Source organism: Nonomuraea sp. NPDC048882 (assembly GCF_040649755.1).
Lineage (GTDB): Bacteria > Actinomycetota > Actinomycetes > Streptosporangiales > Streptosporangiaceae > Nonomuraea > Nonomuraea maheshkhaliensis.
Genome location: NZ_JBEZGB010000005.1, coordinates 502,074 through 525,206 on the forward strand (window position 1 = coordinate 502,074; position 23,133 = coordinate 525,206).

General features: G+C 70.7%; 21 protein-coding genes and 1 pseudogene. 10 read left to right on the forward strand and 12 right to left on the reverse strand.

Going from position 1 to position 23,133, the window contains the following annotated elements:
* Positions 1-58: 58 nt before the first annotated feature.
* Together AB0C27_RS21195 and AB0C27_RS21200 are read left to right on the forward strand one after the other, a co-directional pair.
* A complete protein-coding gene (locus AB0C27_RS21195; RefSeq protein WP_357846380.1) occupies positions 59-949 on the forward strand; it encodes an ABC transporter ATP-binding protein in 891 nt (296 codons plus the stop codon).
* Positions 946-1,689 (forward strand): ABC transporter permease subunit, encoded by a 744-nt coding sequence (locus AB0C27_RS21200; protein WP_357846382.1) that lies wholly within the window; start codon positions 946-948, stop codon positions 1,687-1,689. Before AB0C27_RS21195 ends, AB0C27_RS21200 begins: the two co-directional genes overlap by 4 nt.
* A gap of 93 nt (positions 1,690-1,782) precedes the next feature.
* On the opposite strand, the gene AB0C27_RS21205 is transcribed toward AB0C27_RS21200, so the two are convergent.
* The 5 genes from AB0C27_RS21205 to AB0C27_RS21225 form a co-directional block, all read right to left on the reverse strand.
* Positions 1,783-2,967, reverse strand: a complete 1,185-nt coding sequence (locus tag AB0C27_RS21205) for an ABC transporter permease (RefSeq protein WP_357846384.1) — start codon at positions 2,965-2,967, stop codon at positions 1,783-1,785.
* Positions 2,964-3,722: an ABC transporter ATP-binding protein gene (locus AB0C27_RS21210; protein ID WP_357846386.1), complete on the reverse strand. Its 759-nt coding sequence runs from the start codon at positions 3,720-3,722 to the stop codon at positions 2,964-2,966. The genes AB0C27_RS21205 and AB0C27_RS21210 overlap by 4 nt, the downstream gene beginning before the upstream one ends.
* Positions 3,719-5,053, reverse strand: a complete 1,335-nt coding sequence (locus AB0C27_RS21215) for an efflux RND transporter periplasmic adaptor subunit (protein ID WP_357846388.1) — start codon at positions 5,051-5,053, stop codon at positions 3,719-3,721. The genes AB0C27_RS21210 and AB0C27_RS21215 overlap by 4 nt, the downstream gene beginning before the upstream one ends.
* Positions 5,054-5,186: 133 nt before the next feature.
* Positions 5,187-5,981, reverse strand: a complete 795-nt coding sequence (proC, locus tag AB0C27_RS21220; RefSeq protein WP_357846390.1) for a pyrroline-5-carboxylate reductase — start codon at positions 5,979-5,981, stop codon at positions 5,187-5,189.
* A gap of 44 nt (positions 5,982-6,025) precedes the next feature.
* A complete protein-coding gene (locus AB0C27_RS21225) occupies positions 6,026-6,907 on the reverse strand; it encodes a proline dehydrogenase family protein (RefSeq protein ID WP_357846392.1) in 882 nt (293 codons plus the stop codon).
* Positions 6,908-7,033: 126 nt separating this feature from the next.
* On the opposite strand from AB0C27_RS21225, the gene AB0C27_RS21230 reads away from it, so the two are divergent.
* The gene (locus tag AB0C27_RS21230) at positions 7,034-7,477 is read left to right on the forward strand and encodes a hypothetical protein (protein ID WP_357846394.1); all 444 of its coding nucleotides are present in this window, start codon (positions 7,034-7,036) and stop codon (positions 7,475-7,477) included.
* Positions 7,478-7,795: 318 nt separating this feature from the next.
* Here the strand turns inward: AB0C27_RS21230 and AB0C27_RS21235 are convergent, their stop codons facing one another.
* Both AB0C27_RS21235 and AB0C27_RS21240 read right to left on the reverse strand, forming a co-directional pair.
* The gene (locus AB0C27_RS21235; protein WP_357846396.1) at positions 7,796-8,923 is read right to left on the reverse strand and encodes a hypothetical protein; all 1,128 of its coding nucleotides are present in this window, start codon (positions 8,921-8,923) and stop codon (positions 7,796-7,798) included.
* A complete protein-coding gene (locus tag AB0C27_RS21240) occupies positions 8,916-9,467 on the reverse strand; it encodes an RNA polymerase sigma factor (RefSeq protein WP_357846398.1) in 552 nt (183 codons plus the stop codon). The genes AB0C27_RS21235 and AB0C27_RS21240 overlap by 8 nt, the downstream gene beginning before the upstream one ends.
* A gap of 138 nt (positions 9,468-9,605) precedes the next feature.
* Between AB0C27_RS21240 and dnaK the strand changes: the two genes are divergently transcribed.
* The 6 genes and pseudogenes from dnaK (at position 9,606) to AB0C27_RS21270 (ending at position 17,117) form a co-directional block, all read left to right on the forward strand.
* The gene (gene dnaK, locus AB0C27_RS21245; RefSeq protein WP_346100934.1) at positions 9,606-11,480 is read left to right on the forward strand and encodes a molecular chaperone DnaK; all 1,875 of its coding nucleotides are present in this window, start codon (positions 9,606-9,608) and stop codon (positions 11,478-11,480) included.
* Positions 11,480-12,070, forward strand: coding sequence for a nucleotide exchange factor GrpE (gene grpE, locus AB0C27_RS21250; RefSeq protein WP_357846400.1), 591 nt, complete (start codon positions 11,480-11,482; stop codon positions 12,068-12,070). The genes dnaK and grpE overlap by 1 nt, the downstream gene beginning before the upstream one ends.
* A 22-nt stretch (positions 12,071-12,092) precedes the next feature.
* Positions 12,093-13,274: a molecular chaperone DnaJ gene (gene dnaJ / locus AB0C27_RS21255; RefSeq protein WP_357846402.1), complete on the forward strand. Its 1,182-nt coding sequence runs from the start codon at positions 12,093-12,095 to the stop codon at positions 13,272-13,274.
* 4 nt (positions 13,275-13,278) lie between these two features.
* A pseudogene (locus AB0C27_RS21260) lies at positions 13,279-13,560 on the forward strand (helix-turn-helix transcriptional regulator); the annotation flags it as partial.
* 73 nt (positions 13,561-13,633) lie between these two features.
* Positions 13,634-16,207 (forward strand): ATP-dependent chaperone ClpB, encoded by a 2,574-nt coding sequence (clpB, locus tag AB0C27_RS21265; RefSeq protein ID WP_357846404.1) that lies wholly within the window; start codon positions 13,634-13,636, stop codon positions 16,205-16,207.
* A 199-nt stretch (positions 16,208-16,406) separates the two neighbouring features.
* On the forward strand, positions 16,407-17,117 hold the full coding sequence (locus AB0C27_RS21270; protein WP_357846406.1) for a hypothetical protein: 711 nt from the start codon (positions 16,407-16,409) through the stop codon (positions 17,115-17,117).
* A 231-nt stretch (positions 17,118-17,348) separates the two neighbouring features.
* Here AB0C27_RS21270 and AB0C27_RS21275 read toward each other — a convergent pair whose 3' ends face one another.
* On the reverse strand, positions 17,349-17,879 hold the full coding sequence (locus tag AB0C27_RS21275; RefSeq protein WP_346100929.1) for a tetratricopeptide repeat protein: 531 nt from the start codon (positions 17,877-17,879) through the stop codon (positions 17,349-17,351).
* Positions 17,880-18,051: 172 nt separating this feature from the next.
* Here AB0C27_RS21275 and AB0C27_RS21280 point away from each other — a divergent pair, with 172 nt between their 5' ends.
* Positions 18,052-18,372, forward strand: coding sequence for a hypothetical protein (locus AB0C27_RS21280; RefSeq protein ID WP_357846408.1), 321 nt, complete (start codon positions 18,052-18,054; stop codon positions 18,370-18,372).
* 147 nt (positions 18,373-18,519) lie between these two features.
* Here the strand turns inward: AB0C27_RS21280 and AB0C27_RS21285 are convergent, their stop codons facing one another.
* From AB0C27_RS21285 to AB0C27_RS21300, 4 genes are all read right to left on the reverse strand, one after another.
* Positions 18,520-19,083, reverse strand: a complete 564-nt coding sequence (locus AB0C27_RS21285; RefSeq protein ID WP_357846410.1) for a TetR family transcriptional regulator — start codon at positions 19,081-19,083, stop codon at positions 18,520-18,522.
* A 97-nt stretch (positions 19,084-19,180) separates the two neighbouring features.
* Positions 19,181-20,938 (reverse strand): SDR family oxidoreductase, encoded by a 1,758-nt coding sequence (locus tag AB0C27_RS21290; RefSeq protein WP_357846412.1) that lies wholly within the window; start codon positions 20,936-20,938, stop codon positions 19,181-19,183.
* A 123-nt stretch (positions 20,939-21,061) separates the two neighbouring features.
* Entirely contained in the window at positions 21,062-22,150 is a 1,089-nt protein-coding gene (locus AB0C27_RS21295; RefSeq protein WP_357846414.1) for a CapA family protein, read from the reverse strand.
* A gap of 59 nt (positions 22,151-22,209) precedes the next feature.
* A complete protein-coding gene (locus AB0C27_RS21300; protein ID WP_357846416.1) occupies positions 22,210-23,037 on the reverse strand; it encodes a helix-turn-helix transcriptional regulator in 828 nt (275 codons plus the stop codon).
* Between the last annotated feature and the right edge of the window lie 96 nt (positions 23,038-23,133).

Sequence of the window (23,133 nt, forward strand, 5' to 3'; positions counted from 1 at the left end):
TCCGCGAACGGTCCCGGGGCAGGAAGAAACCGGCGCCGTACGACGGCACGCTGTGACCATGACCGCTATCCGGGCAACGAACCTGAGCAAGCGCTACGGCGGCACCGTCGCCGTGGCGGATCTGTCGTTCGACGTCGAGCCGGGTCAGGTGACCGGCTTCCTCGGACCCAACGGCGCAGGGAAATCGACCACGATGCGCATGATCCTCGGCCTCGACCGGCCCTCGGGCGGTTCGGTGCTCGTAGGCGGGCGGCCGTACGCGGAGCTGAGGCATCCCCTGCGCAAGGTCGGCGCGCTGCTGGACGCCAAAGCCGTGCACGGCGGGCGCAGCGCCCGCAACCACCTGCTCGCCATCGCACAGAGCAACGGCATCCCCTCCTCCCGCGTGGGCGAGGTGCTGGAGGCCGTGGGCCTGGGCGAGGTCGCCGGGCGGCGGGTCGGCGGGTTCTCGCTGGGCATGTCGCAGCGGCTGGGCATCGCCGCGGCGCTGCTCGGCGACCCGGAGATCCTGCTGTTCGACGAGCCCGTCAACGGGCTCGACCCCGACGGCATCCTGTGGATCCGCACGTTCATGCGCAAGCTCGCGGCCGAGGGGCGGACGGTGTTCGTCTCCAGTCACCTCATGAGCGAGATGGCGCAGACCGCCGACCACCTGATCGTGATCGGCAAGGGGCGGCTCATCGCCGACACGAGCGTGGCCGAGTTCATCGGGCGCAGCTCCCAGGGCTACGTACGGGTCCGCTCGCCCCGGCTGGCCGAGGTCGCCGACCTGGTGAAAGTGGGCGAGCTGCATCCCGACCACCTGCGGGTCACCGCGATGAGCACGCTGGAGATCGGCACGCTCACCGCGCGGGCCGGCATTCCGCTGGAGGAGCTGACGTTCGTGCGTCCCTCGCTCGAAGCGGCGTACATGGAGCTGACCAAGGACAGCCTGGAGTTCTCCTCATGACCGACATCCTCAGGTCCGAATGGACCAAGATCCGCTCTGTACGCTCGACGGTCTGGACGCTGGTCGCCACCGCGATCCTGCTGATCGGCCTCGGCGCGCTCATCGTCGCCGCGCAGAAGGGCAGCACCGACGGGCCGATCACCGGCCAGGACGCGATCCAGCTGAGCCTGGTGGGCAACATGTTCGCCTCACTGGCCATGGCCACGCTGGGCGTGCTGGTGATCTCCAGCGAATATCGCACGGGAGGCATCCGCACCTCGCTCATGGCCGTGCCCAGGCGGCTGCGGCTGCTCACCGGCAAGATCGTCGTCTTCACCGCGTTGGGGCTGGTCGTCTCGGCGGCCGCGTCGGCCGTCGCGATCCTGGTGGGCGTGCTCATCGCTCAGCCGCCGTCGGTCGATCCTGGCGCGGTCGCGGGGGCGGCGCTCGGGTCAGCGCTCTACCTGACCGCCTGCGGCCTGTTCGGGCTGGGGCTCGGCGTCCTGATCCGGCACACGCCCGGGGCCATCGTGTCGGCCATCGCGCTGATGCTGGTGCTGCCGCAGCTGATGTACCAGTTGCCGGGGCAGTGGGGCAGGACCGTGGCCGACTACTTCACCACCAACGCCGGCATGCTGATCGTGATGCCCGTCCGGGGCGAGGGCGCGCTGGGGCCGTGGAGCGGGTTCGGCGTCTACCTGGTGTGGATCGCCGTCACCGTCGCCGCGGGCGCCGTGCTGCTGCAGCGCCGCGACGCCTGAGCCGTCCCCTGCCTCGGACTGCTGTGGCGCCGCGACGCCTGAGCCGCTCTCCCGCCTCAGGCTGCCGCGGCGTCTGGAAGGCGCTCCTCCGTCTCACTCGGCGCGCAGGGCGATCACCGGATCCAACCGGCCCGCCCTGCGCGCCGGCGCCACGCCGAAGAACATCCCGACCGCCGCCGACACCCCGAAGGCCAGCGCGATCGACCACCAGGTGATCGAGGCCGGTACCTCGGTGAACGCCTCGATGGCCAGCGCGCCGCCCACCCCGAGCAGGATCCCGATGAGCCCGCCGATCGTGGTCAGCAGCACCGCCTCGATGAGGAACTGGGCCAGGATGTCGCGCTGCCTGGCCCCCAGCGCCTTGCGCAGCCCGATCTCGCGGGTGCGCTCGCGCACGCTGACCAGCATGATGTTCGACACCCCGACGCCTCCGACCAGCAGCGAGATGCCGGCGATGGCCGCGAGCACGCCGGTGAGCATGCCCAGCACGCTGCCGATCGTGCCGAGCAGCGCGGTCTGCGTGACGGCGGAGAACTGCTCGCCCGGATACCGGTCGCGCAGCGCCGCCGTCACCCGGTCCGACAGCGGGTCGATCTCGTCCGGGCCCGAGGCGCCGACCGCGAGCCCGTTGATCCGCTCGATCCCGAGCAGCCGCTGCGCCGTCGTCACCGGGATGTGGATCTCCTGGTCGCGCGACAGCCCGAACGTCTGCCCCACGGTCGCGTACACGCCGACCACCCTGAACCTGGCCCCCGCCACCGTCACCTGCCGCCCGATCGGGTCCAGGTCGCCGAACAGCCGGTCGGCCACCTCCGAGCCGAGCACGGCGACCCGGCGGCGGGTGTCCACGTCCGTCTCGCTCAGCGGGCGGCCCTTGCCGACCGGCCGCTCGAAGATGTTGACCAGGTTCTGATCGGTGCCGATCACCGTGACGAACACCTCGGTCCTGCCCACGCGCACGGTCTCGCCCGACTGCAGCGAGACCGTCACCTTCGCCGGGTCGCCCACCACCCGCCGCACGTAGGCCACGTCGGCCAGGCCGAGCTTGCTCTGCGTCGGCGCCGCTCCCAGGCTGATCCGGCCGGGGACGACGAGGATGATGTTCGTGCCGAGGCCGGAGATCTGCTGCTCGATCTCGTCCTTGGCGCCCGTGCCGATCGCCACCAGGATCACCACGGCCAGCACGCCGATGATGACGCCGAGCATGGTCAGCACGCTGCGCAGCCGGTTGACCCGCAGCGCCTCCATCGCCATGACCAGCGCCTCGGTCGCGTTCATCGCCCGTCCTGTCCGTCGGCTCGCCCGGTCGATCCGTCCCGCACGCCGGTCCGCTCGATCGGCCCGTCCCGTACGTCGATCCGCTCGATCACGCCGTCCCTTACGTGGATCTGGCGCCTGGCGTGGGCCGCGACCTCGGCCTCGTGCGTGACGAGCACCACGGCGACGCCGCCGCCCGCGTTGAGCCGGTCGAGTATGGCCATCACCTCGGCCCCGTTCGCGGTGTCGAGGTTGCCGGTGGGCTCGTCGGCCAGCAGCACCTTCGGCTCGCCGACCAGCGCCCTGGCGATGGCCACCCGCTGCTGCTCCCCGCCGGACATCTGCGAGGGCCGGTGGTCCATCCGGTGCCCCAGCCCCACCGACTCCAGTGCCGCGCGGGCCCTGGCCCGCCGCTCGGCCCGTCCCAGCCCCCGGTAGACCAGCGGCAGCGCCACGTTGTCCAGCGCCGTGGTCCTGGCCAGCAGGTGGAAGGACTGGAAGACGAAGCCGATCGTCCGGTTGCGCAGCTCGGCCAGCGCGCCGTCGGACAGCTGGGAGATGTCCACCCCGTTGATCCGCAGCACGCCGGAGGAGGGCCGGTCGAGACAGCCCAGCAGGTGCATGAGCGTGGACTTGCCCGACCCCGACGGGCCCACGACGGCGGCGAACTCGCCCTGGTCGATCCGGAGCGAGACACCTCTCAGCGCCTCGACGGCCACGCCGTCGAGCTGGTAGCGGCGGGTGAGGTCCACCGCCTCGATGGCGGGAGCGCTCATGGCAGCCGCTGCCCCTCCCGTACGGAGTCCGCGCCCTTGACCACGACCCGGTCGCCCACGGACACCCCGTTCAGCACCTCCACCACGGCGTCGCCCTGGGCGCCGAGCTTGACCACGCGCCGCCGCGCCACGCCGTCCGCCACCGCCCAGACCACGCTCTCGCGCCCGCTGGAGACGATGGCCGAGGCCGGCACCGAGACGGCCGACGGCGACTCGCGCACGGTCAGCCTGGTGACGGCGCTCATGCCCGGCTTGGGGGCGGGCGCCTTGGCGCCGTCGTCGAAGGCGCCGGGGCCGAGCCTGAGGCGTACGGGGTAGCTGACGCCGCCCGTGGTGCCCTCCATGGGGTTGACGCCGATGCCGGTGACCACGGCGGTGTACGTGGCGCCGGGCACCGCGTCCAGCTCGACGGCGGCCTCGACGCCCTCGCGTACCAGCAGGACGTCCGTCTCGTCCACGTCGGCGTCCAGGGTGAGCCTGGACACGTCGGTCACGGTGACGATGGAGTCTCCGGGCGAGACCGGGACGCCGATCGCGACGGGAGCGCCGGAGGCGGATCCGCCCGAGGGCACGGACGGGAGCTGCTGCCCGCCGCCGGGCAGCCGTCCGAGCAGGCTCTCGACCCCGCCCGCCGCGCCGCCGCCCGACGCCCGGCCCAGGCTGACGACGCCGGAGAACGGCGCCTTGATCGTCAGCGACTTCACCGTGCTCTCGGCCGCCTTCACCGCGGCCTTCGCCTGGGTGCGCGAGGCGGCCTGGAGCGAGGCCATGGAGCTGGACAGGTCGCTGGTCACGCCGGTGATCGAGCGGTTGAGCTGGGCGGTGATCGAGGCCAGCGCCTTCGTCTGGGCCCGGTGCTGGGTCTGGGCCAGCTCGATCGCGGTGAGGAGTTGCCTGCGGGCCTGCCGGTCCTCGACCTTCTTCGCCTCTTTCCTGGCCTTGGCGAAGTGGGCGGCCACCTTGCGGTCGAACGCGCCGGTGTCGAGGGACGGGAGGCGGACGTTCGCGCCGAAGCTCGCCGGGGCCGGCATCCTGGACGCGCGGCGGGCCTGGCTGAGCTGGTCCTCCGCCTGGGGCGAGCGGATCCTGGCCAGGACCTGGCCCTTGCGGACGCGGTCGCCCTCACTGACGTACAGCTTGGCGATCGTGCCCTGGGCGGGAGAGCGCAGTGTCGCGGAGGCGCGCGCGCCGATGGTGGCGGGCGCCTCGACGACCTCGGTGACCGGGGCGCGCCGGACCTCGGCGAGCTGGACGGCCGGGGGTTCCTCGGACGTGCAGCCGGTCAGAGCTAACAGGACGAGCAGCGGGGCCAGCCCGCGTCGGACCGTCACCGCCCCATCGTAGGAGCCGGGCCCGCCGCCCTCACAAGCGCCCGCTCGGCCGCCGCTGCCGGGTGCTCAGCCGCAGGCCGGCCTCCGGCCGGACGCGGATGCCGGCCGGAGGCCGGGGTGGAGGCCGGGGGGGTCAGCCGGACGCGAGCTCGCGGCCGCGGTCGCGGGCGGCCTCGATGGCGGCCAGGAAGGCGGCGCGCACGCTGTGGCGTTCGAGCTCGGCGATGGCCGCGATCGTCGTGCCGCCGGGCGACGTGACGGCCTCGCGCAGGATCACCGGATGCTCGCCGGAGTCACGCAGCATCACCGCGGCCCCCACGATGGACTGGGTGACCATGTCGAGCGCGGCGGCGCGCGGCATGCCGAGCAGGATGCCCGCGTCGACCATGGCCTCGACCAGGTAGAAGAAGTAGGCGGGGCCGCTGCCGGACAGCGCCGTCGCGGCGTCCTGCTGCGACTCGGGGATGCGCAGCACCTTGCCGACCGGCTCAAGCAGCCCCTCGGTCAGCTTGAGGTGCTCCTCGGTGGCGTGCGCCCCCGCCGAGATCACGCTCATCGCCTCGTCGAACCTGATCGGCGTGTTGGACATCACCCGCACCACCGGCACCTGGACGCCGAGCCGCTGCTCGACGAAGGAGGTGGTGATGCCGGCCGCGGCGCTGATCACCAGCCGCCCAGCGGGCACATAAGGGGCGATCTCGGCCAGCAGCGTCGCCATGTCCTGCGGTTTGACCGCGAGGACGAGGGTGTCGGCGGACTTGGCCGCCTCCGCGTTGGAGACGATGCGCACGCCGTACGCGTCACGCAGCGCCTGCGCGCGCTCGGCCCTGCGGGTGGTCGCCATGATGTCGCCCGGCTTGAGCCCGGCGCGCAGCAACCCGGACAGCAGGGCCTCGCCCATCTTGCCCGTGCCCAGAATCGCGATCATTTCGGCCCCTCGATGAATGGAACGCTGGTCTGGCAGCCTATCCGCTACCGCCGGGAGACCAGGGAACGCAGGAAGAAGGCCAGGTTGCGGGGGCGCTCCGCCAGGCGGCGCATGAGGTAGGCGTACCAGTCGGCGCCGTAGGGGACGTAGACGCGCACCCGGGAGCCGAGCCCGGCCAGGCGGGTCTGCTCCTCGGGGCGCACGCCGTACAACATCTGGTATTCGTAGCCCGTCGTGTCGCGGCCGTCGAGGACGGCCAGCGTGGAGGCGATGCGCAGCAGCCTGGGGTCGTGCGTGGCGACCATGGGGTAGCCGGGGCCGGCCATGAGGACCTTCAGGCATCGTACGAACGAGCGGTCGATGTCGGCGGCCCTGCGGTAGCCGCCGGGGGCGGTGTAGGCCCCCTTGCACAGCCGTACGCGGGCGGACCCGGCCTTCTCGCAGCGGTCGAGCGAGTCGGGCAGGTAGGCCTGCACCACCACGCCCACCTCGGGATGCTCTCTGCGCAGCATCGCGTGCACGGCGTGCAGCCCGGCGATCGTGTCGTGCTCCTCGGCGTCGAGCGTGACGGTGACGCCCTTCGCCTCGGCAGCCGCGCAGATGGCGGTGGCGTTGGCGGTCGCGAGCCGCTGGGACAGCCGCAGCCCGAGCGCGGTGAGCTTGACCGACACGTCGGCGCCGGCGGGCAGCAGGTCGAGCAGCGACACGTAGGTGGCCACGGTGGCCTCGGCCTGGGCCTCGTCCGTCACCTCCTCGCCGAGGTGGTCGACGCTGACGAGCAGCCCCTGGCGGGTCAGCCGGTCGACGACGGCGCCGATGTCGCTCGCGACGTAGCGCCTGATCACGTCCGCGGTCAACGGCGAGGTGGTGACGAGCCGCTCGGCTCGGGGGCTCTTGGAGAGGGCGAGCATGGCCTGACGGAGCACACGATCCACACTAATCAGTCGGCCTGCCGATCGTGCGCCCCCACCTCGCAACTCGTGCCCTGACCAGGATCCGGCCGGGGAGTTGAACCGGCGGCGGGCGCGGTCCGTCGTAGGGGTATGCGGACAATGACAGCGACTCTCCTGACCGGATGTCTGGTGCTCGCCGCGGGCTGCGGCACGACCCCGCCGGTCGAGCGGGCCTCGTCCTCGACCCCGGAGAAGCCTCCCGTCGTGTCGGAGCCGGTCACCACCTCTCCCACGAAGCCGCCCGAGACGGTCAAGCCGACGGGTGACGCCATCAACGTCCACAAGGTCCGCTGGACCAAGGCCAAGCCGGTCTCGAAGGGCCGCAAGGTCCAGCTCACCTGGTGGTCTGGGGTGGAGCCGTGCACGGTGCTCGACCGGGTCAAGGTGAAGGAGACGTCCAAGCGGGTCACCGTCACCCTGTACGAGGGCACCGGCAGCAAGGCGAAGAACGTGTCCTGCATCATGATCGCGATCGAGAAGACCACGACGGTCACCCTGAAGAAGGCCCTCGGCAAGCGGAAGCTCGTGGACGGCGCGAAGTGACGGCGTGACAGGGGCGGCGCGAAGTGACGGCGTGACAGGGGCGGCGCGAAGTGACGGCGCGAAGTGACGGCGTGACAGGGCGGTGCCCGTTGGCGGCGTCAAGTCCTGATATCCCCACTTCCTCATTTGTCCACTTACGGACAACCGTAGTGACAAATGATCGATTTGTTGCGATACATCGATCAGAACACCCCCGCCGCCGAACCCTCCGCCGGTGAGATCCCGCTCCGATGGAGGGCGCGAGCGCCCGGGTCACGTGAGCCATCTCCTACGCGGACCCCGGTGCGCGCCCACCGCGCCGGGGTCCGCCCACGTCGCTCAGCCCACCAGCTTCAACGCCTTGCACCCCTTCGGCGGGCCGGGCGGCCCCTCGGCCCAGCCGGTGCTGACGTGGCGGGCGGCGAACATCAGCGGCGCCCCCTTGGCCACGCCGCCGATCGCGCGGCCCTGGTAGGTGACGTCGGCGAGCCACCGGCCCGTGGACAGGTCGACGATCCGCCGCTGGTAGGGGAACTTCGCCGGGGTCAGCCGGCTGTCGAAGACGTGGTCGAGCTCCCCGAAGTCCAGCGCCAGCCCCTTTCCTCCCAGGGGTCCCGTCACCTCTCCCACGACCTTGACGTGGGGCGAGGCGGCCAGCAGGCGGATGAGCGCGGCCCGCTGGGCCGGGCCGATCGGCGCCGCCAGCAGGTTGGAGGCCACGGGCAGGAACTCATCGAACGCCGGCTTGGAGCCGCGGCCGGCCCACGCCTTGTGGAAGTCGCGCAGCCAGGCCATGAGCGCGTCCCGCCCGGTGGGCAGGGCCGCCAGGTCGGCCACGGTCAGGCGGGCGAACCCGTGGCCGCTCAGCAGACCGTTGGCGCCGGTCCGGTCATAGGCGCAGTTGTGCCCCTTCTTGGTGCTCACCTGGCCGCAGGGCCCGCCGTCGCCGCACGCGACCGTGATCTTGGCCGGTGACCCCGCCGCCCGCCAGGCCCGCGCGTCCGCCGCCGTGGCCGGTTCCATGGTGTAGACCGGCTGGGACACGTTGAGCTTCTTCCCGCCGGGCTCACGCGGCAGCCAGCGATCCACGCGCATGGTCATCAGGAACGTGTAGCCGTCCGTGCGCACGTACGAGCCCCACAGCTCCTCGCCGCGCCAGTAGGCGCCCTTCTTCTCCGTCAGCCGCTCGATCCGGTCCGCCAGGTCGTAGAGCGCCTGGTTCGGCCGGGTGAGCACAGGGGCGGAGGGCGGGGCGAGGGTGGTCACGAGGGCGAAGACGAGCCCCACGACCGCCACGGTGACCGGCGCGGCCCACCACGCCCGCACCCGCCGTCTCGGCACCCTCTCACGGGCCCTCTCATGGGCCCTCTCACGGGCCCGCACGCGGGCCCGGGCGCGGGCCACGACCTCCGGGGACGGCTGGCGCGCGCCGGGGAGGGCGCGGTTCAGCAGGTCGAGTTCATCCATCGACGTCCTCCTTCAGCGAATCCAGGTCACCCAGTGCCGCGCGCAGTTGCCTGCGGGCCCGGTTCAGCCGGGAGGCAACGGTCCCGTACGGGATGTCCAGGGCGGCCGCCACCTCGGCGTGGCTCAGCCCGGCCAGCGCGACCAGCAGCACCACGTCGCGGTCGCGCCGCTTCAGCCCGGCCAGCGCCCCCGCCAGCGGCCGGGCGAAGCGGGCGGCGGCGACCCGGTCGAGCACCTCGTCCTCGTGGCCGGCGGTGTCGCGCTCCGCCGTCCGGCTGATGGCCTTCCACCGCCTGATCTCGGTACGCCGGTGCCGTGCCACCAGGTTGGTCGCGATCCCGTACAACCATGGTCTGACCGCGCCCATCGCGGCGTCGTAACCCCCGCCCATGGCCACCAGGAAGACCTCGGCGGCGAGGTCGTCGGCGACGTCCGCGGAGAGCCTGCGCGCGATGTAGCGGTGGATCTCCGCGAAGTGGGCGTCGAAGAGATCGGGTGGAACCCCTAATCGCGCGGGTCCGTTACGTGAGTTGTGCACTGTCACGCCCGTTCTTGCCCGGAATTCGGGAATGCTTTCACGCTCACGAGGGTTGAGTCGGGTAGGCTCAAGTCGTTTGACAAAGACGACACGTATCCATAGGTTGAGTCCAACAGACTCAACTTTGACTACAAGGACGTACTCATGGCACGTGCGGTAGGTATCGACCTTGGGACGACCAACTCCGTCGTCTCGATCCTCGAGGGCGGTGAGCCCACTGTCATCGCCAACGCGCAGGGCTCGCGGACCACGCCGTCCGTGGTCGCCTTCGCGAAGAACGGCGAGGTCCTGGTCGGTGAGGTCGCCAAGCGGCAGGCCGTCACCAACGTGGACCGGACGATCCGCTCCGTCAAGCGGGAGATGGGCACCAACTGGTCCCAGGAGATCGACGGCAAGAAGTTCTCCCCGCAGCAGATCAGCGCGTTCGTGCTGCAGAAGCTGAAGCAGGACGCGGAGGCCTACCTCGGTGAGAAGATCACCGACGCGGTGGTCACCGTCCCCGCCTACTTCAACGACGCCCAGCGCCAGGCCACCAAGGAGGCCGGCACGGTCGCGGGGCTCAACGTGCTGCGCATCATCAACGAGCCGACCGCGGCGGCGCTCGCCTACGGGCTCGACAAGGAGCAGGACCAGACGATCCTGGTCTTCGACCTCGGCGGCGGCACCTTCGACGTGTCCCTGCTCGACGTCGGCCAGGAGGACGGCCACGGCTTCGTCGAGGTCAAGGCCACCTCCGGTGACAACCACCTGGGCGGCGACGACTGGGACCAGCGCGTCGTCGACGAGCTCGTCAAGCGCTTCCAGAACGCCCACGGCGTCGACCTGGCCAAGGACAAGATGGCGCTCCAGCGCCTGCGCGAGGCGGCCGAGAAGGCCAAGATCGAGCTGTCCAGCCAGTCCGAGACCAACATCAACCTGCCCTACATCACGGCCTCGTCCGAGGGCCCGCTGCACCTCGACGAGAAGCTGACCCGCTCCGAGTTCCAGCGGCTCACCGCCGACCTGCTCGAGCGCACCAAGGGCCCGTTCCACCAGGTCATCAAGGACGCCGGCATCAAGGTCTCCGACATCGCCCACGTGGTGCTCGTCGGCGGCTCGACCCGCATGCCCGCCGTCTCCGAGCTCGTCAAGGAGCTGACCGGCGGCAAGGAGCCCAACAAGGGCGTCAACCCCGACGAGGTCGTGGCCATCGGCGCCGCGCTCCAGGCCGGTGTGCTCAAGGGTGAGGTCAAGGACGTCCTGCTGCTCGACGTGACCCCGCTGTCGCTGGGCATCGAGACCAAGGGCGGCATCTTCACCAAGATCATCGAGCGCAACACGACGATCCCGACCAAGCGCTCCGAGGTCTTCACCACGGCCGAGGACAACCAGCCGTCGGTGCAGATCCAGGTCTACCAGGGCGAGCGCGAGATCGCGTCCTACAACAAGAAGCTGGCCACGTTCGAGCTGACCGGCATCGCGCCGGCGCCGCGCGGCATCCCGCAGATCGAGGTCACCTTCGACATCGACGCCAACGGCATCGTCAACGTCTCCGCCAAGGACCTGGGCACGGGCAAGGAGCAGACGATGACGATCACCGGCGGCTCCGCGCTGCCGAAGGACGACATCGAGCGGATGATGCGCGAGGCCGAGTCGTACGCCGAGGAGGACAAGAAGCGCCGCGAGGAGGCCGAGGTCCGCAACAACGCGGACGGTCTGGCCTACCAGACGGAGAAGTTCCTCCGCGAAAACGACGACAAGGTCCCCGGCGAGATCAAGACCGAGGTCAACGACGCCCTGGCTGAGCTGAAGAAGGCTCTGGAGGGCACCGACACCGACGTCATCCGCACCTCGGCCGAGAAGCTCGCCACCGTCAGTCAGAAGATGGGTTCGGCGATCTACGCTCAGAGTCAGGGTCAGCAGGCCGGTCCCGAGGGCGCTCCGCAGGACGCCACCGCCGGCCAGGGTGACCAGAAGGCCGACGACGACGTGGTCGAGGCCGAGATCGTCGACGACGACCAGCCGAAGAAGGACCAGTGATGCCAGCGCGTGAAAACGGGCACGAGGAGCCGGTGATCCGCGACAACCGCAAGATCGACCCGGAGACGGGCCAGGTTCGACAGGCGCCCGCGGCGCCACAGGAGGTGCCGGGCGACGTGCTGGAGCCGCAGGATGGCGAGCTGGCGGCCCAGCTCGCCGAGCGGACCGCCGACCTGCAGCGACTTCAGGCGGAATACACCAACTACCGCCGCAGGGTCGAGCGCGACCGGGTCGCGGTCCGCGAGCAGGCCGTCGCGGGGGCCCTGTCGGAGCTCCTTCCCGTCCTCGACGACATCGGCCGGGCCCGCGACCACGGCGAGCTGACCGGCGGCTTCGCGAAGGTGGCGGAGTCGCTGGAGTCGGCGCTCACCAAGCTGGGCCTCAGCTCCTTCGGGCAGAAGGGCGACCCGTTCGACCCGACGATCCACGAGGCGCTGATGCACAGCTACTCGACCGAGGTGAGCGAGCCGACCGCCGTCGAGGTGCTGCAGCTCGGATACCGCATCGGCGACAGGGTGCTGCGCCCGGCGCGGGTGGCCGTCGCCGAACCCGAGGACGCTCCAGCCGCGTCCAATGACGACGACAACTGATCACAAAGACGAAGGGCCGTAGATGAGCACCAAGGACTACCTGGAAAAGGACTACTACGCCGTCCTTGGTGTGCCCAAGACCGCCACCGCCGACGAGATCAAGAAGGCGTACCGCAAGCTGGCCAGGCAGTATCACCCCGACACCAACCAGGGCGACGCGACCAAGGAGACCAAGTTCAAGGAGGTCTCCGAGGCTTACGACGTCCTGTCCGACACCAAGCGGCGCAAGGAGTACGACGAGGCGCGCACGCTGTTCGGGTCAGGGGTGGGCGGCCAGCGGCCTGGCGGTGGCGGTTTCCCGTTCGACTTCGGCGACCTGTTCGGCGGCACCGCCCAGCAGGGCGGCGCCCAGGGCGGGGGTGCGGGCGAGCGGCTCGGCGACCTGTTCGGCGGGCTGTTCAACCGGGGCGGGGCGACCCGCACCACGACCACGTCCAGGCCGCGGCGTGGCCAGGACGTCGAGTCCGAGGTCACGCTGACCTTCACGGAAGCGGTCGACGGCACCACCGTGTCCCTCAGGCTGACCAGCTCCGCCGCCTGCACCTCGTGCAGCGGCACCGGCGCCAAGGCGGGCACGACCCCCAGGGTCTGCCCCACCTGTGAGGGCACCGGCGCGGCCAGCCGCAACCTGGGCAACTTCGCCTTCTCCGAGCCCTGCCGCGACTGCAAGGGGCGCGGGCTGATCGTGGACGTCCCCTGCCCCGTGTGCGAGGGCAGCGGCCGAGCCAAGAGCACCCGCACCATCCAGGCGCGCATTCCCGCAGGGGTGGCCGACGGCCAGCGGGTCAGGCTCAAGGGGAAGGGGGCGCCGGGCGAGAACGGCGGCCCGGCGGGCGACCTCTACATCCTGACGCACGTCAAGCCGCACGCCGTGTTCGGCAGGTCGGGCGACAACCTGACGATCACCGTGCCGGTGACGTTCTCGGAGGCCGCCCTGGGCGCCGAGATCAAGGTCCCGACACTCAAGGGGATGCCGGTCACGCTGCGCATTCCCGCGGGCACACCCAACGGGCGCACGTTCCGCGTGCGCGGCAGGGGCGTCACCCGCAAGGACGGAACGAAGGGCGACCTGCTCGCCAGCGTCGAGGTGGTCGTGCCGAAGACGCTCGACGACAAGTCGCGCGAGCTGCTCAACGAGTTCAACACCGCGGTCGCGAGTGAGGACCCGCGCGCTGAGCTCATTCAGCGAGCCAGAAGCGAGTAAGCCGATGGACGCCAACTACTTCGACCTTTCCGATGACACCCCTGTCTATGTGATCTCGGTGGCCGCGCAGCTCTCCGGACTGCACCCGCAGACCCTGCGCCAGTACGACCGCCTCGGGCTGGTCAGTCCCGGGCGCACCGCCGGGCGCGGCCGCCTCTACTCGACACGCGACATCATCCAGCTCCGCGAGGTGCAGCGGCTCTCCCAGGAGGAGGGCATCAACCTCGCGGGCATCAAGCGGATTCTCGAGCTCGAGAACGAAGCTCTGCGGCTGCGTGAGGAGGTCGTCCGCCTGCGCGCCGAGATGCGCATGGTCAGAGCGCTGATCCGCTACGAGCTGCCACCGGGGGCCTAGAAAGATGGACTACAAGCTCACCCAGAAGAGCCAGGAAGCTCTCTCGGGTGCCATGCGGCGCGCCGCCGCGGAGGGCAACCCGGAGATCTCCCCCGCTCACTTGCTGACCACGCTGCTCTCCCAGACGGGCGGCACCGCCGTGCCGCTGCTCGAAGCCGTGGGCGCCGACTGGCGCACGCTGCGGGCCCGCACGGAGGAGCAGCTCGCGACGCTGCCGAAGGCGCAGGGCTCGACGGTGGGGGCGCCGTCCAGCTCGCGCCAGCTGCTGACCGTGCTCAACACCGCGGCCCAGCACGCCAACCGCCTCGAAGACCTCTACGTCTCGACCGAGCACCTGCTGGTCGGCCTGGCCGCCGACGGGGGCCAGTCGGCCGAGCTGCTCAGGTCGCAGGGCGCGACGCCGCAGGCGCTGCTCGACGCGTTCGAGAAAGTACGCGGCAACGCGCGGGTCACCAGCGAGACCCCTGAGGACACCTACCAGGCGCTGGAGAAGTACGGCGTCGACCTCACCGAGCGGGCCCGCGGCGGCAAGCTCGACCCGGTCATCGGCCGCGACTCCGAGATCCGCCGCGTGGTCCAGGTCCTCAGCCGCCGCACCAAGAACAACCCGGTGCTCATCGGAGAGCCGGGCGTCGGCAAGACCGCCGTCGTCGAGGGCCTGGCCCAGCGCATCGTGGCCGGCGACGTGCCCGAGTCGCTGCGCAACAAGCGGCTGATCTCGCTCGACCTCGGCGCGATGGTCGCGGGCGCGAAATACCGCGGCGAGTTCGAAGAGCGGCTCAAGGCCGTGCTCTCGGAGATCAAGGAGAGCGACGGGCAGGTCGTCACGTTCATCGACGAGCTGCACACCGTCGTCGGAGCCGGGGCCGCCGAGGGCGCGATGGACGCCGGCAACATGCTCAAGCCCATGCTGGCCCGCGGCGAGCTGCGCATGATCGGCGCGACCACGCTCGACGAATACCGCGAGCGCATCGAGAAGGACCCCGCGCTGGAGCGCCGCTTCCAGCAGGTCTACGTCGGCGAGCCCACGGTCGAGGACACGATCGCGATCCTGCGCGGGCTCAAGGGCCGCTACGAGGCCCACCATCAGGTGCAGATCGCCGACAGCGCGCTCGTCGCCGCGGCGGCGCTGTCCGACCGCTACATCACCAGCAGGTTCCTCCCCGACAAGGCCATCGACCTGGTCGACGAGGCCGCCTCGCGGCTGCGCATGGAGATCGACTCCCGCCCGGTGGAGATCGACCAGCTCCAGCGCAACGTCGACCGGATGAAGATGGAGGAGCTGGCCCTGTCGAAGGAGACCGACGAGGCCTCCGTCCAGCGGCTTGAGCGGCTGCGCCAGGAGCTGGCCGACCGGCAGGAGGAGCTCAACGCCCTCGTCGGCCGCTGGGAACACGAGAAGGCCGGACTCAACAAGGTCGGCGAGCTGAAGAAGCAGCTCGACGAGGCGCGCGGCGAGGCCGAGCGGGCGCAGCGCGACGGCGACTTCGAGGCGGCCTCCCGGCTGATGTACGCCGAGGTGCCCCGGCTCGAACAGGCGCTCAAGGCGGCCTCCGAGGCCGCGCCGCCCGACAACGCCATGGTCAAGGAGGAGGTCGGGGCCGACGACATCGCCGAGGTGATCTCGTCGTGGACCGGCATCCCCGCAGGGCGGCTGCTTGAGGCTGAGACGAGCAAACTGCTGCGGATGGAGGAGGAGCTGGGCAAGCGCCTGATCGGGCAGCAGCGGGCCGTACAGGCCGTCTCCGACGCCGTACGCCGCAGCCGGGCCGGCATCGCCGACCCCGACCGCCCGACCGGGTCCTTCCTGTTCCTCGGCCCGACGGGCGTGGGCAAGACCGAGCTGGCCAAGGCGCTGGCGGAGTTCCTGTTCGACGACGAGCGGGCGATGACCCGCATCGACATGAGCGAATACTCCGAGAAGCACAGCGTGGCCAGGCTCGTCGGCGCGCCTCCCGGCTACGTCGGCTACGAGGAGGGCGGCCAGCTCACCGAGGCCGTCAGGCGGCGCCCGTACACCGTGGTGCTGCTCGACGAGGTCGAGAAGGCCCATCCCGAGGTGTTCGACATCCTGCTGCAGGTGCTCGACGACGGGCGGCTGACCGACGGCCAGGGGCGCACGGTCGACTTCCGCAACACGATCCTGATCCTGACCTCCAACATCGGCTCGCAGTTCCTCGTCGATCCCAAGCTGGAGAACGGCGCGAAGCGCGACGCGGTCATGGGGGCGGTGCGCGGCTCGTTCAAGCCGGAGTTCCTCAACCGGCTCGACGACGTGATCCTCTTCGACGCGCTCGGCACCGAGGAACTGGCGCAGATCGTCGACCTGCAGGTCGAGCGGCTGGCGCAGCGCCTGGCCGACCGGAGGCTGACGCTGGAGGTCACGCCGGCGGCCCGCGAGTGGCTGGCACTGACGAGCTACGACCCGATGTACGGCGCCCGCCCGCTGCGCCGCCTCGTCCAGTCCGCCATCGGCGACAAACTGGCCAGGGCCGTGCTGTCGGGCGAGGTCTCCGACGGTGACCACGTCCAGGTCGAGCTGGGCGACGACGAGCTGCTCATCCAGCGCGGGTCCTGAACGACCGGCGCGCTGTCGGGAACGGCCGCATCCGAGCCCGGGGATCCAGCAGATCTCCGGGCTCCGGCGTGTCATGGCAAGGTCATCGGCCCCCGGCTTCGGTAAGGTTCGCCCCACTCTTCGGACAAGCCGCCGCTCCCCGGCCGCACGGGTGACTACGTTCAGCGAGATCACCGAAGTCGATCAGGGAGACGTGCAGGTGTCATTCCAGAGAACGCGGAGCATGATCGCGGTGGCCGCTCTGTCCACGGGCGTCATCTGGCTGGTCGCCGGTCCCGCCACGGCCGCGAGCTGCCAGGGCGGCGAGCCCGCGCTGCTGTCGCCTCGCTCGGTCGCCACGTACTGCGACGAGCACACGAAGCTGCGCGTGAACGACAACGGCTCGGGCAGCAGCCGGATGGTCGCGTCGGAGAGCAACAAGCTGGCCATGGCGGCCGGGGAGCTGGCCAGGCGGCTCGGCCTGACCGGCCTCGCGACGGGCCGGGCCGTGCTGGGCTCGGCCGACCTGGGCGGGACGGCCGCCACCTGGGGCATGCCGTCGCTGACCTCGGCCTCGCCGGCGATCCCCGTGATGCCGGGGCCGATGTCGATGAAGGACCTCTCGACGACGGCGGGCGTGCCCGCCCTGCCGGCGCTGCCCGAGCTGCCGTCACTGCCCGAGCTGCCCTCGCTGGCGCGCACCCCGCTGGAGGGCGACGCGCGCGCCCAGGCTCCGCACCACAACTCGGTCGGGGGCACCGGGATCCAGTCGCCGACAGACCTGCAGCAGCCGGTACGCGAGATCGGCGAGGACGTCATCGGCGTGCTGCTGCCCAAGGCCGTGCAGAGCGTCGAGGGCACCTCGATGCTGCCCGGCGGCGAGACCGCGCTGACCGGCTTCACCGGCCTCAAGCAGACCCTCGGCCTGTGACCGCGCCTATGACCGGGCTTGTGAGTGGGCCTGTGAGTGGGCCCGTGACCGGTTGCTCCGGGCGATGAGCCATCCGTCCGGGCGCGGATCGTGCCTGTCGCGCCCGGACCTCCCCACAGCGGAGGGGCCGCGGTCAGCCGCCGCGGCCCCTCCCACCAACCGCACGCGCGTACGCGGGCATGGTGAAGCCAGCCGTGCCGGAGACGGATGCTCCGGCGGGGGCCTGAGCCGTCAGGAGACGAGCTCGTCGAGCTCGTCCTCGGGCAGCCCCAGGTCGACCCTGATCCGGTAGCGGGTGCGCAGCAGCGCCACCTGCTCAGGATCATTCTCCTCGCACCGCAGGGCGGCCTGGGTGGCCCATTCGAGCCCCCCTCGCAGGTCACCGTAGGCGACGAGGGTCTCGGCGATCGTATGGGCGGTCGCCGTGGAGACGTCGCCCTCCTTGCGGATGGTCTCGATGACCTCCCTGGCCTCGTCCGGCCGGTCCAGCTCGAAGAGCGTGTCGGCGATGCCGGCACGCGGATCGAACCCAGCCTCGCCGCCGTCCTCGACCGCGCGCTGGAAACACTCCATCGCGCGGGCGGGCTGGCCCGCCGCTCGCCACTCCTCGGCGGCGAGGACCAGGATGGATGCCCTCGAAACGTCTCCGGAGGAGTAGTCGAGCGCCACGTCGTACAGCCGACTGGCCAAGGAACTGTGGTCGTCGGCCAGCAGGGCCTGCTCAAGCAGACGATCAAGGTGCTCACGGGTCACATGCGCCACAACGCCGAGACTACCGACCCTGGTTGGCCTTTGCCCGGTCAATCCGCATCGCCAGTCACGTGCAAATTCGGTAACGACTTGTCCATTCCTGGTCACGGAATGCCTATCAGCGCAGGTCATCGGGCATATAGGAGTCCTCAGCCGCCATGCGAGCGGAGGGACTGTGATGGGCATGTCCAAGCAGATGACCTTCACGCTGGCCTGTGCCGTCGTTCTGTCGGCCCTCGGCCCAGGCGTCGCCGGCTATCTGTCGGCCCGCCTGGAGGCGATCGAGGCCGCGGAGAGCAACCTGCGGGCGCTGGAGGCCAGGCTGAACGTGCGCGAGGCCAGGGACGCGAGACCGGCCTCCTATCGAGCCCCGTGCGTACGCACACCGGGTGAGGAACAGACCCCCACCACCGAACAAGGCGAACGCTGGCTCCACGACGTGCCCGGCTGGCTGGCCGGCCCGTCACGGGATCTCAGCGACGCCGTCCGCAGCGGCCGCAACTGACCCGGCCTGACCCGTACGGCAGGCCGGGTCTCCAGCACGAGGCGCAAAGGCGCAGGACGCGCGACCCCGAGGACGCGCGGCTCGGCGGTGTCAGAGCGGCTCGGCGGTGCTGGAGCGGCTCGGCGGTCCTGCTGCGACTCGGCGGTGCTAGAGCGGTGACCAGGAGCGGAGCCGGCGGCCCAGGAAGCTCCTGATGAGCTGCTTGGCCGCCTCGACGAGCTCGGGCTCACCCCCGGGATCGTGCCGGAAGGCCAGCTTGAGCACGGCGTCCCCCGCCTCGACCGCCACCAGCACGGCCAGGTCGAGTTCGGCGCTGTCGGCCAGCCCGAACTCCTTCAGGCACAGCCCGCGCAGCCGCCCCGCGATCACCGCGTTGTTGTCGGAGTCGGAGTCGAGCAGATTGAGGTCGACGGCGTCGCCGAAGCGCAGGCTCCGGAAGCCGGGGACCGTCCTGTGCATGTCGACGTAGATGTCGATGATCGCGTCGACGGCCTCCCACCAGCCGCGGTAGTCCTCCTCCAGGAAGGTGCGATCGACTCTGCGGACGAACTCCTCGACGTTGCGCCGGGTGAGCTCCTGGGTGATGGCCCGCTTGTCGGGGAAGAACTGGTAGACGGATCCGATCGCCACGCCCGCCCGTTCGGCGATGCGGGTGGTGGACAGGGCTTCGTACCCGATCTCGTCGAGCAGTTCGGCGCAGGCGTCGAGCATGCGCTCGACACGTCGTGCGCTGCGGCGCTGTGCGGGCTGCCGCCTGAGGGCTTGGGGTTGGACGCACTCATCATCCATTTGCGGCGAAGACACGGATTCATCTTCTCCTGTATGAGCGATCGTTACCCATGATTTCCCGATTCTCCGCGACAGCGCTCAATCGGGCAACGCCCCGCATCGTACGAGGTGAAACCCGTGACAGGACATATCCGATTTTTCCCTCCAGGTTCACTGGCACCACAGCTTCATTTCTGTGCACCGCCCGGAGAATGTGCGCGGCCACCCGCTCGGGCGGATACCCGCGCCGCGCCAGCCCTCTGACGGCCGCCTCGCGCATGCTCTCCGTCGGGTACGCGGCGTTGCGCGCGATGGCCGTCGACACGAAACCGGGACAGATGGCGCTCACCCCGATGCCCTGGTCCGCCAGCTCGGCCCTGAGGCAGTCGCTGAGCATCTTCACGGCGGCCTTCGAGGCCGAGTACGCGGGCAGCAGCCTGGACGGCGCGAACGCGGCCAGGGAGGCGACGTTGACGATGTGGCCGCCCTGGCCGTGCTCGGCCATGGCGGCGCCGAAGAGCCGGCAGCCGTGGACCACGCCCCAGAGATTGACGTCGATCGTCCTGCGCCAGTCGTCCAGACTGTGATCGAAGAACCGCTTGGCGACCGCGATCCCGGCATTGTTCACCACAATGTCCGGCACTCCATATTCGGAGATGATATTTCGCGAGAAGTTCTCCATCTGATCGGCATTCGCCACATCGACCCGTACCGCGTATGCCGTTCCCCCGAGATCCCGGCCAATGGCATCGACGGCCTGTTTCGCCGCGTCAAGGTCGATATCCGCACACACCACCTCGGCTCCGTGAGCCGCGAACGCCCGCGCGGTCGCCAGCCCGATCCCGGACCCGGCGCCGGTCACGACCACCAGCCGCCCGCCGAACGCCCCGCGCGCCCGCGCCCGGCCCAGCTCCCGCCCGGCCGGCGCGCCCTCGACGTGCTCGACGAACTCGCCGATCATCCCGGCGACGGTCTCGGGGTGGCTGCGCTGCACCCAGTGCCCGGCCACGATCTTCCGCCGCCACAGCTCAGGAGCCCACCGCCCGGCCACCGCTGTCAGCGCCGGGGTGACGAACGGGTCGCGCGTGGGCTCGATCAGCTGCACCGGCACGCCGGGCAGGCGCGGATCGAGCCCGGGATCGCCGAGCGTGTCCGGCATGTTCCGCCGGTAGAGCCAGAGCCCGTTGCGCCCGTCCGCCGCCATGGTGTCCGCGGGATGCCCGGGCCGCGGCGTGACGCCCTCGCCGCGCCGCAGCGTACGGGAGACGAGCCGGGGCATGATCGAGCGCCAGGCCAGTTCGGGCAGCACCGGGAGCAGGAACGCGCCGATGTACCAGGACCGCAGCCGCTGCGCGGCGACGTCGCGGCGCCGCCCGTTCCGGAAGAAGTCCCCCGCCTGCCGCAGCCCCGGCCCGCCGAGGCTGGTGAACGAGGCCAGCCGGCCGCCGATCCCCTCCCTGCCGATCCCCTCCCTCCCGAGCGCCTCCCAGCCCTGCAGCGAGCCCCAGTCGTGCCCGACGAGGTGTACCCGGGGGACGTCCAGGGAGTCGATCACCGCGCCGAGGTCGGCGATCAGGCGGTCGAAGCCGTAGTCGCGGCGGTCGTGGGGCGGTGACGACGCGCCCGCGCCGCGCACGTCGTACCGCACCACGCGGAAGCGGTCGCGCAAGAGCGCGGCCACCTCGTCCCAGACGCGGTGCGTGTCGGGATATCCGTGCAGGAGCAGCACGACCGGTTTGCCGGGGTCGCCCTCCTCGTACACCGCCAGCCGTACGTCACCGGACTTGACCCACCGCATCGCGACCTCCTATTGGACGCCCTGTCCAGCAGGGCTGACCGCAGGATAGATCGATCACGTTCACGCGGCCAGCCCCGCACGACCGCGCCCTCAGGGTCGCACGGCCACCCCACAGCCCCCAGGTCAGGGACGTGCGGCCAGTCCCGCACAGCCGCGCAGTTCCTTCCAGTCCGCCACGGCCTCGGTCTTGGCGGAGCCCGTCATCGGGATCGGGATGCCACCCTGGATGGTGGCCGGCGTCCACGTGTCCTTGAGGATCTTCCGACCGTTGATCGTCAGCGTCAGCACCCCGGTCCTGCCGGTGGTGGCCGGGTTGGAGTTGTAGAAGACGAAGTTGCCCATGCCGTAGCTGACGTAGGCGTCCTCGAGGTAGCCGGAGCCCAGCAGAATGTGCGCGTGCCCGCCGACCACCACGTCGGCCCCCGCCTTGACCAGCTTGGGAGCCAGCGACAGCTGCGCCTCGTTGGGGCACTTCTGCAGCTCGGTGCCCCAGTGCAGGTGGACGATCACGGTGTCGGAGCTCTTGCGCGCCTGGCGTACCGCTTTCAGCAGGGCCGTCTCGTCCTTGGCCGAGGCCAGCCCGCCCTTGTCCGCCGTGGCCGTCCACGCCTGGATGAACTCGGCGTCCATCACCTGGGTGGCGCCGATGATCGCGACGCGGTTGCCGTTCACGGTCGTCCGCCACGGCCGGTACGCCTGCGCCGCGTCCTTCCCGATCCCCACCACCGGGAACTTGCTGCGCTTGATCGCCGCCAGCGAGTCGGCCAGGCCGGTCTCCATGTAGTCCATGCCGTGGTTGTTCGCCATGGAGGCGACGTCCACCCCGGCGGCCTTGAGCGCGGTGAACGCGCTGGCCGGCGCCCTGAACGTGAACTGCTTGCCCGGCGCCGGCGTCCCTCCGGTGGTGACGGCCGTCTCCAGGTTGACCATCGATAAGTCGGCCTCGCGCAGCACACCGGCGATCGGTCCGAGCGTGGTGCGCGGGTTGCTCAGTCGTCCGCGCAGCATCCCCTCGAAGTGCACGTCCCCGCCGAACGCGATCGTGTACGGCCGGCGCTGCGGCGTCGGCTTCTTCGACTTCGTTTTCGACGGCGTGGCGGTCGCCGGCTGCTCGACCTGCTTGCGCAGCTGCTCCCGTTCCGGCACGGACGAGCACGCGGCCAGCGGCACCAGGACGGCGGCGACCACCGGGAGGACACGGGGGAGTCTCATCTGCGGCACTTCCGCTCGAATTCTGACTTTCAGGGATCGAGCATGCCATGCAGGGCGTATTACCGCGTAGCCCCCCTGAGCTTTGCCATCACCTCACGGGTGTCGTCGTCCATGGGCGTGTAGACCACCAGCCGGGTCTCGAGCGCGGCCATGAGGTTGGTCGTGCTGAAGCGCAGAATCCCGTGCTCGACGTGCTTGAACGCCTTCACCCTCGGCCCCGGCTCGGCCACCTCCTGCCTGGCCCAGAGCCGGGCGAACTCGGCGCTCTCCGAGCTGAGCCGGCGCAGGAAGTCCTGCCAGCAGGGGTCGTCGGCATGCCGGCTGTAGGCGCTTCTGAAGACGGCCACGGCACGGCCCAGCTCCTGGTCCCGGTCGAGCAGGGCCGTGGTGGGCGAGGGGTTGAGGCAGGACTGCCAGAGCGAGTTCCGCTCCCCGTCGGGGGCGTTCACGATCTCGGGGAACAGCGCCACGTAGGCGTCGTTCCAGGCCAGGGCGTCGCACCTGCTGTTCGTCACGCACGCGGCCAGGTCGCCGAGCTGGTCGAGGATCACCCGCAGCTCGGGCGCCACCTGGGCCGAGTCCGCGGGGACCGGCTCGGCGGGCCGCCCGGCCAGCCGGTAGAGGTGGTGGCGCTCGGCGCTGTCGAGCCTGAGCGTGCGCGCGACCGCGTCGAGCACCTGGCTGCTGGCGTTGATCGGCCGACCCTGCTCCAGCCACGTGTACCAGGTCACGCCGACGCCGGCCAGCTGGGCCACCTCTTCGCGGCGCAGGCCCGGGGTGCGCCGGCGCGGGCCGGGCGCGAGGTCGACCATCTCCGGCGTGATCCGTTCCCGGCGAGAACGCAGGAACGCGGACAGGTCGGCACGTCTCTCATCTGCCACCGTCATTCCTCCACTATGGGGTGACAGGGCGACACTTAGCCAGTTATCCCCAGTACCAGTATAAATGGGCTCTCGTTACTGGTACTGGATCGGCGGCAGACT

Bases quoted from the DNA above. Each gene is read 5' to 3' on its own strand.
- AB0C27_RS21195 (WP_357846380.1), top strand. From the start codon at position 59: ATGACCGCTATCCGGGCAACGAACCTGAGCAAGCGCTACGGCGGCACC.
- AB0C27_RS21200 (WP_357846382.1), top strand. From the start codon at position 946: ATGACCGACATCCTCAGGTCCGAATGGACCAAGATCCGCTCTGTACGC.
- AB0C27_RS21205 (WP_357846384.1), bottom strand. From the start codon at position 2,967: ATGAACGCGACCGAGGCGCTGGTCATGGCGATGGAGGCGCTGCGGGTC.
- AB0C27_RS21210 (WP_357846386.1), bottom strand. From the start codon at position 3,722: ATGAGCGCTCCCGCCATCGAGGCGGTGGACCTCACCCGCCGCTACCAG.
- proC (WP_357846390.1), bottom strand. From the start codon at position 5,981: ATGATCGCGATTCTGGGCACGGGCAAGATGGGCGAGGCCCTGCTGTCC.
- AB0C27_RS21230 (WP_357846394.1), top strand. From the start codon at position 7,034: ATGACAGCGACTCTCCTGACCGGATGTCTGGTGCTCGCCGCGGGCTGC.
- AB0C27_RS21235 (WP_357846396.1), bottom strand. From the start codon at position 8,923: ATGGATGAACTCGACCTGCTGAACCGCGCCCTCCCCGGCGCGCGCCAG.
- dnaK (WP_346100934.1), top strand. From the start codon at position 9,606: ATGGCACGTGCGGTAGGTATCGACCTTGGGACGACCAACTCCGTCGTC.
- grpE (WP_357846400.1), top strand. From the start codon at position 11,480: ATGCCAGCGCGTGAAAACGGGCACGAGGAGCCGGTGATCCGCGACAAC.
- dnaJ (WP_357846402.1), top strand. From the start codon at position 12,093: ATGAGCACCAAGGACTACCTGGAAAAGGACTACTACGCCGTCCTTGGT.
- clpB (WP_357846404.1), top strand. From the start codon at position 13,634: ATGGACTACAAGCTCACCCAGAAGAGCCAGGAAGCTCTCTCGGGTGCC.
- AB0C27_RS21280 (WP_357846408.1), top strand. From the start codon at position 18,052: ATGTCCAAGCAGATGACCTTCACGCTGGCCTGTGCCGTCGTTCTGTCG.
- AB0C27_RS21285 (WP_357846410.1), bottom strand. From the start codon at position 19,083: ATGCTCGACGCCTGCGCCGAACTGCTCGACGAGATCGGGTACGAAGCC.
- AB0C27_RS21290 (WP_357846412.1), bottom strand. From the start codon at position 20,938: ATGCGGTGGGTCAAGTCCGGTGACGTACGGCTGGCGGTGTACGAGGAG.
- AB0C27_RS21295 (WP_357846414.1), bottom strand. From the start codon at position 22,150: ATGAGACTCCCCCGTGTCCTCCCGGTGGTCGCCGCCGTCCTGGTGCCG.
- AB0C27_RS21300 (WP_357846416.1), bottom strand. From the start codon at position 23,037: ATGACGGTGGCAGATGAGAGACGTGCCGACCTGTCCGCGTTCCTGCGT.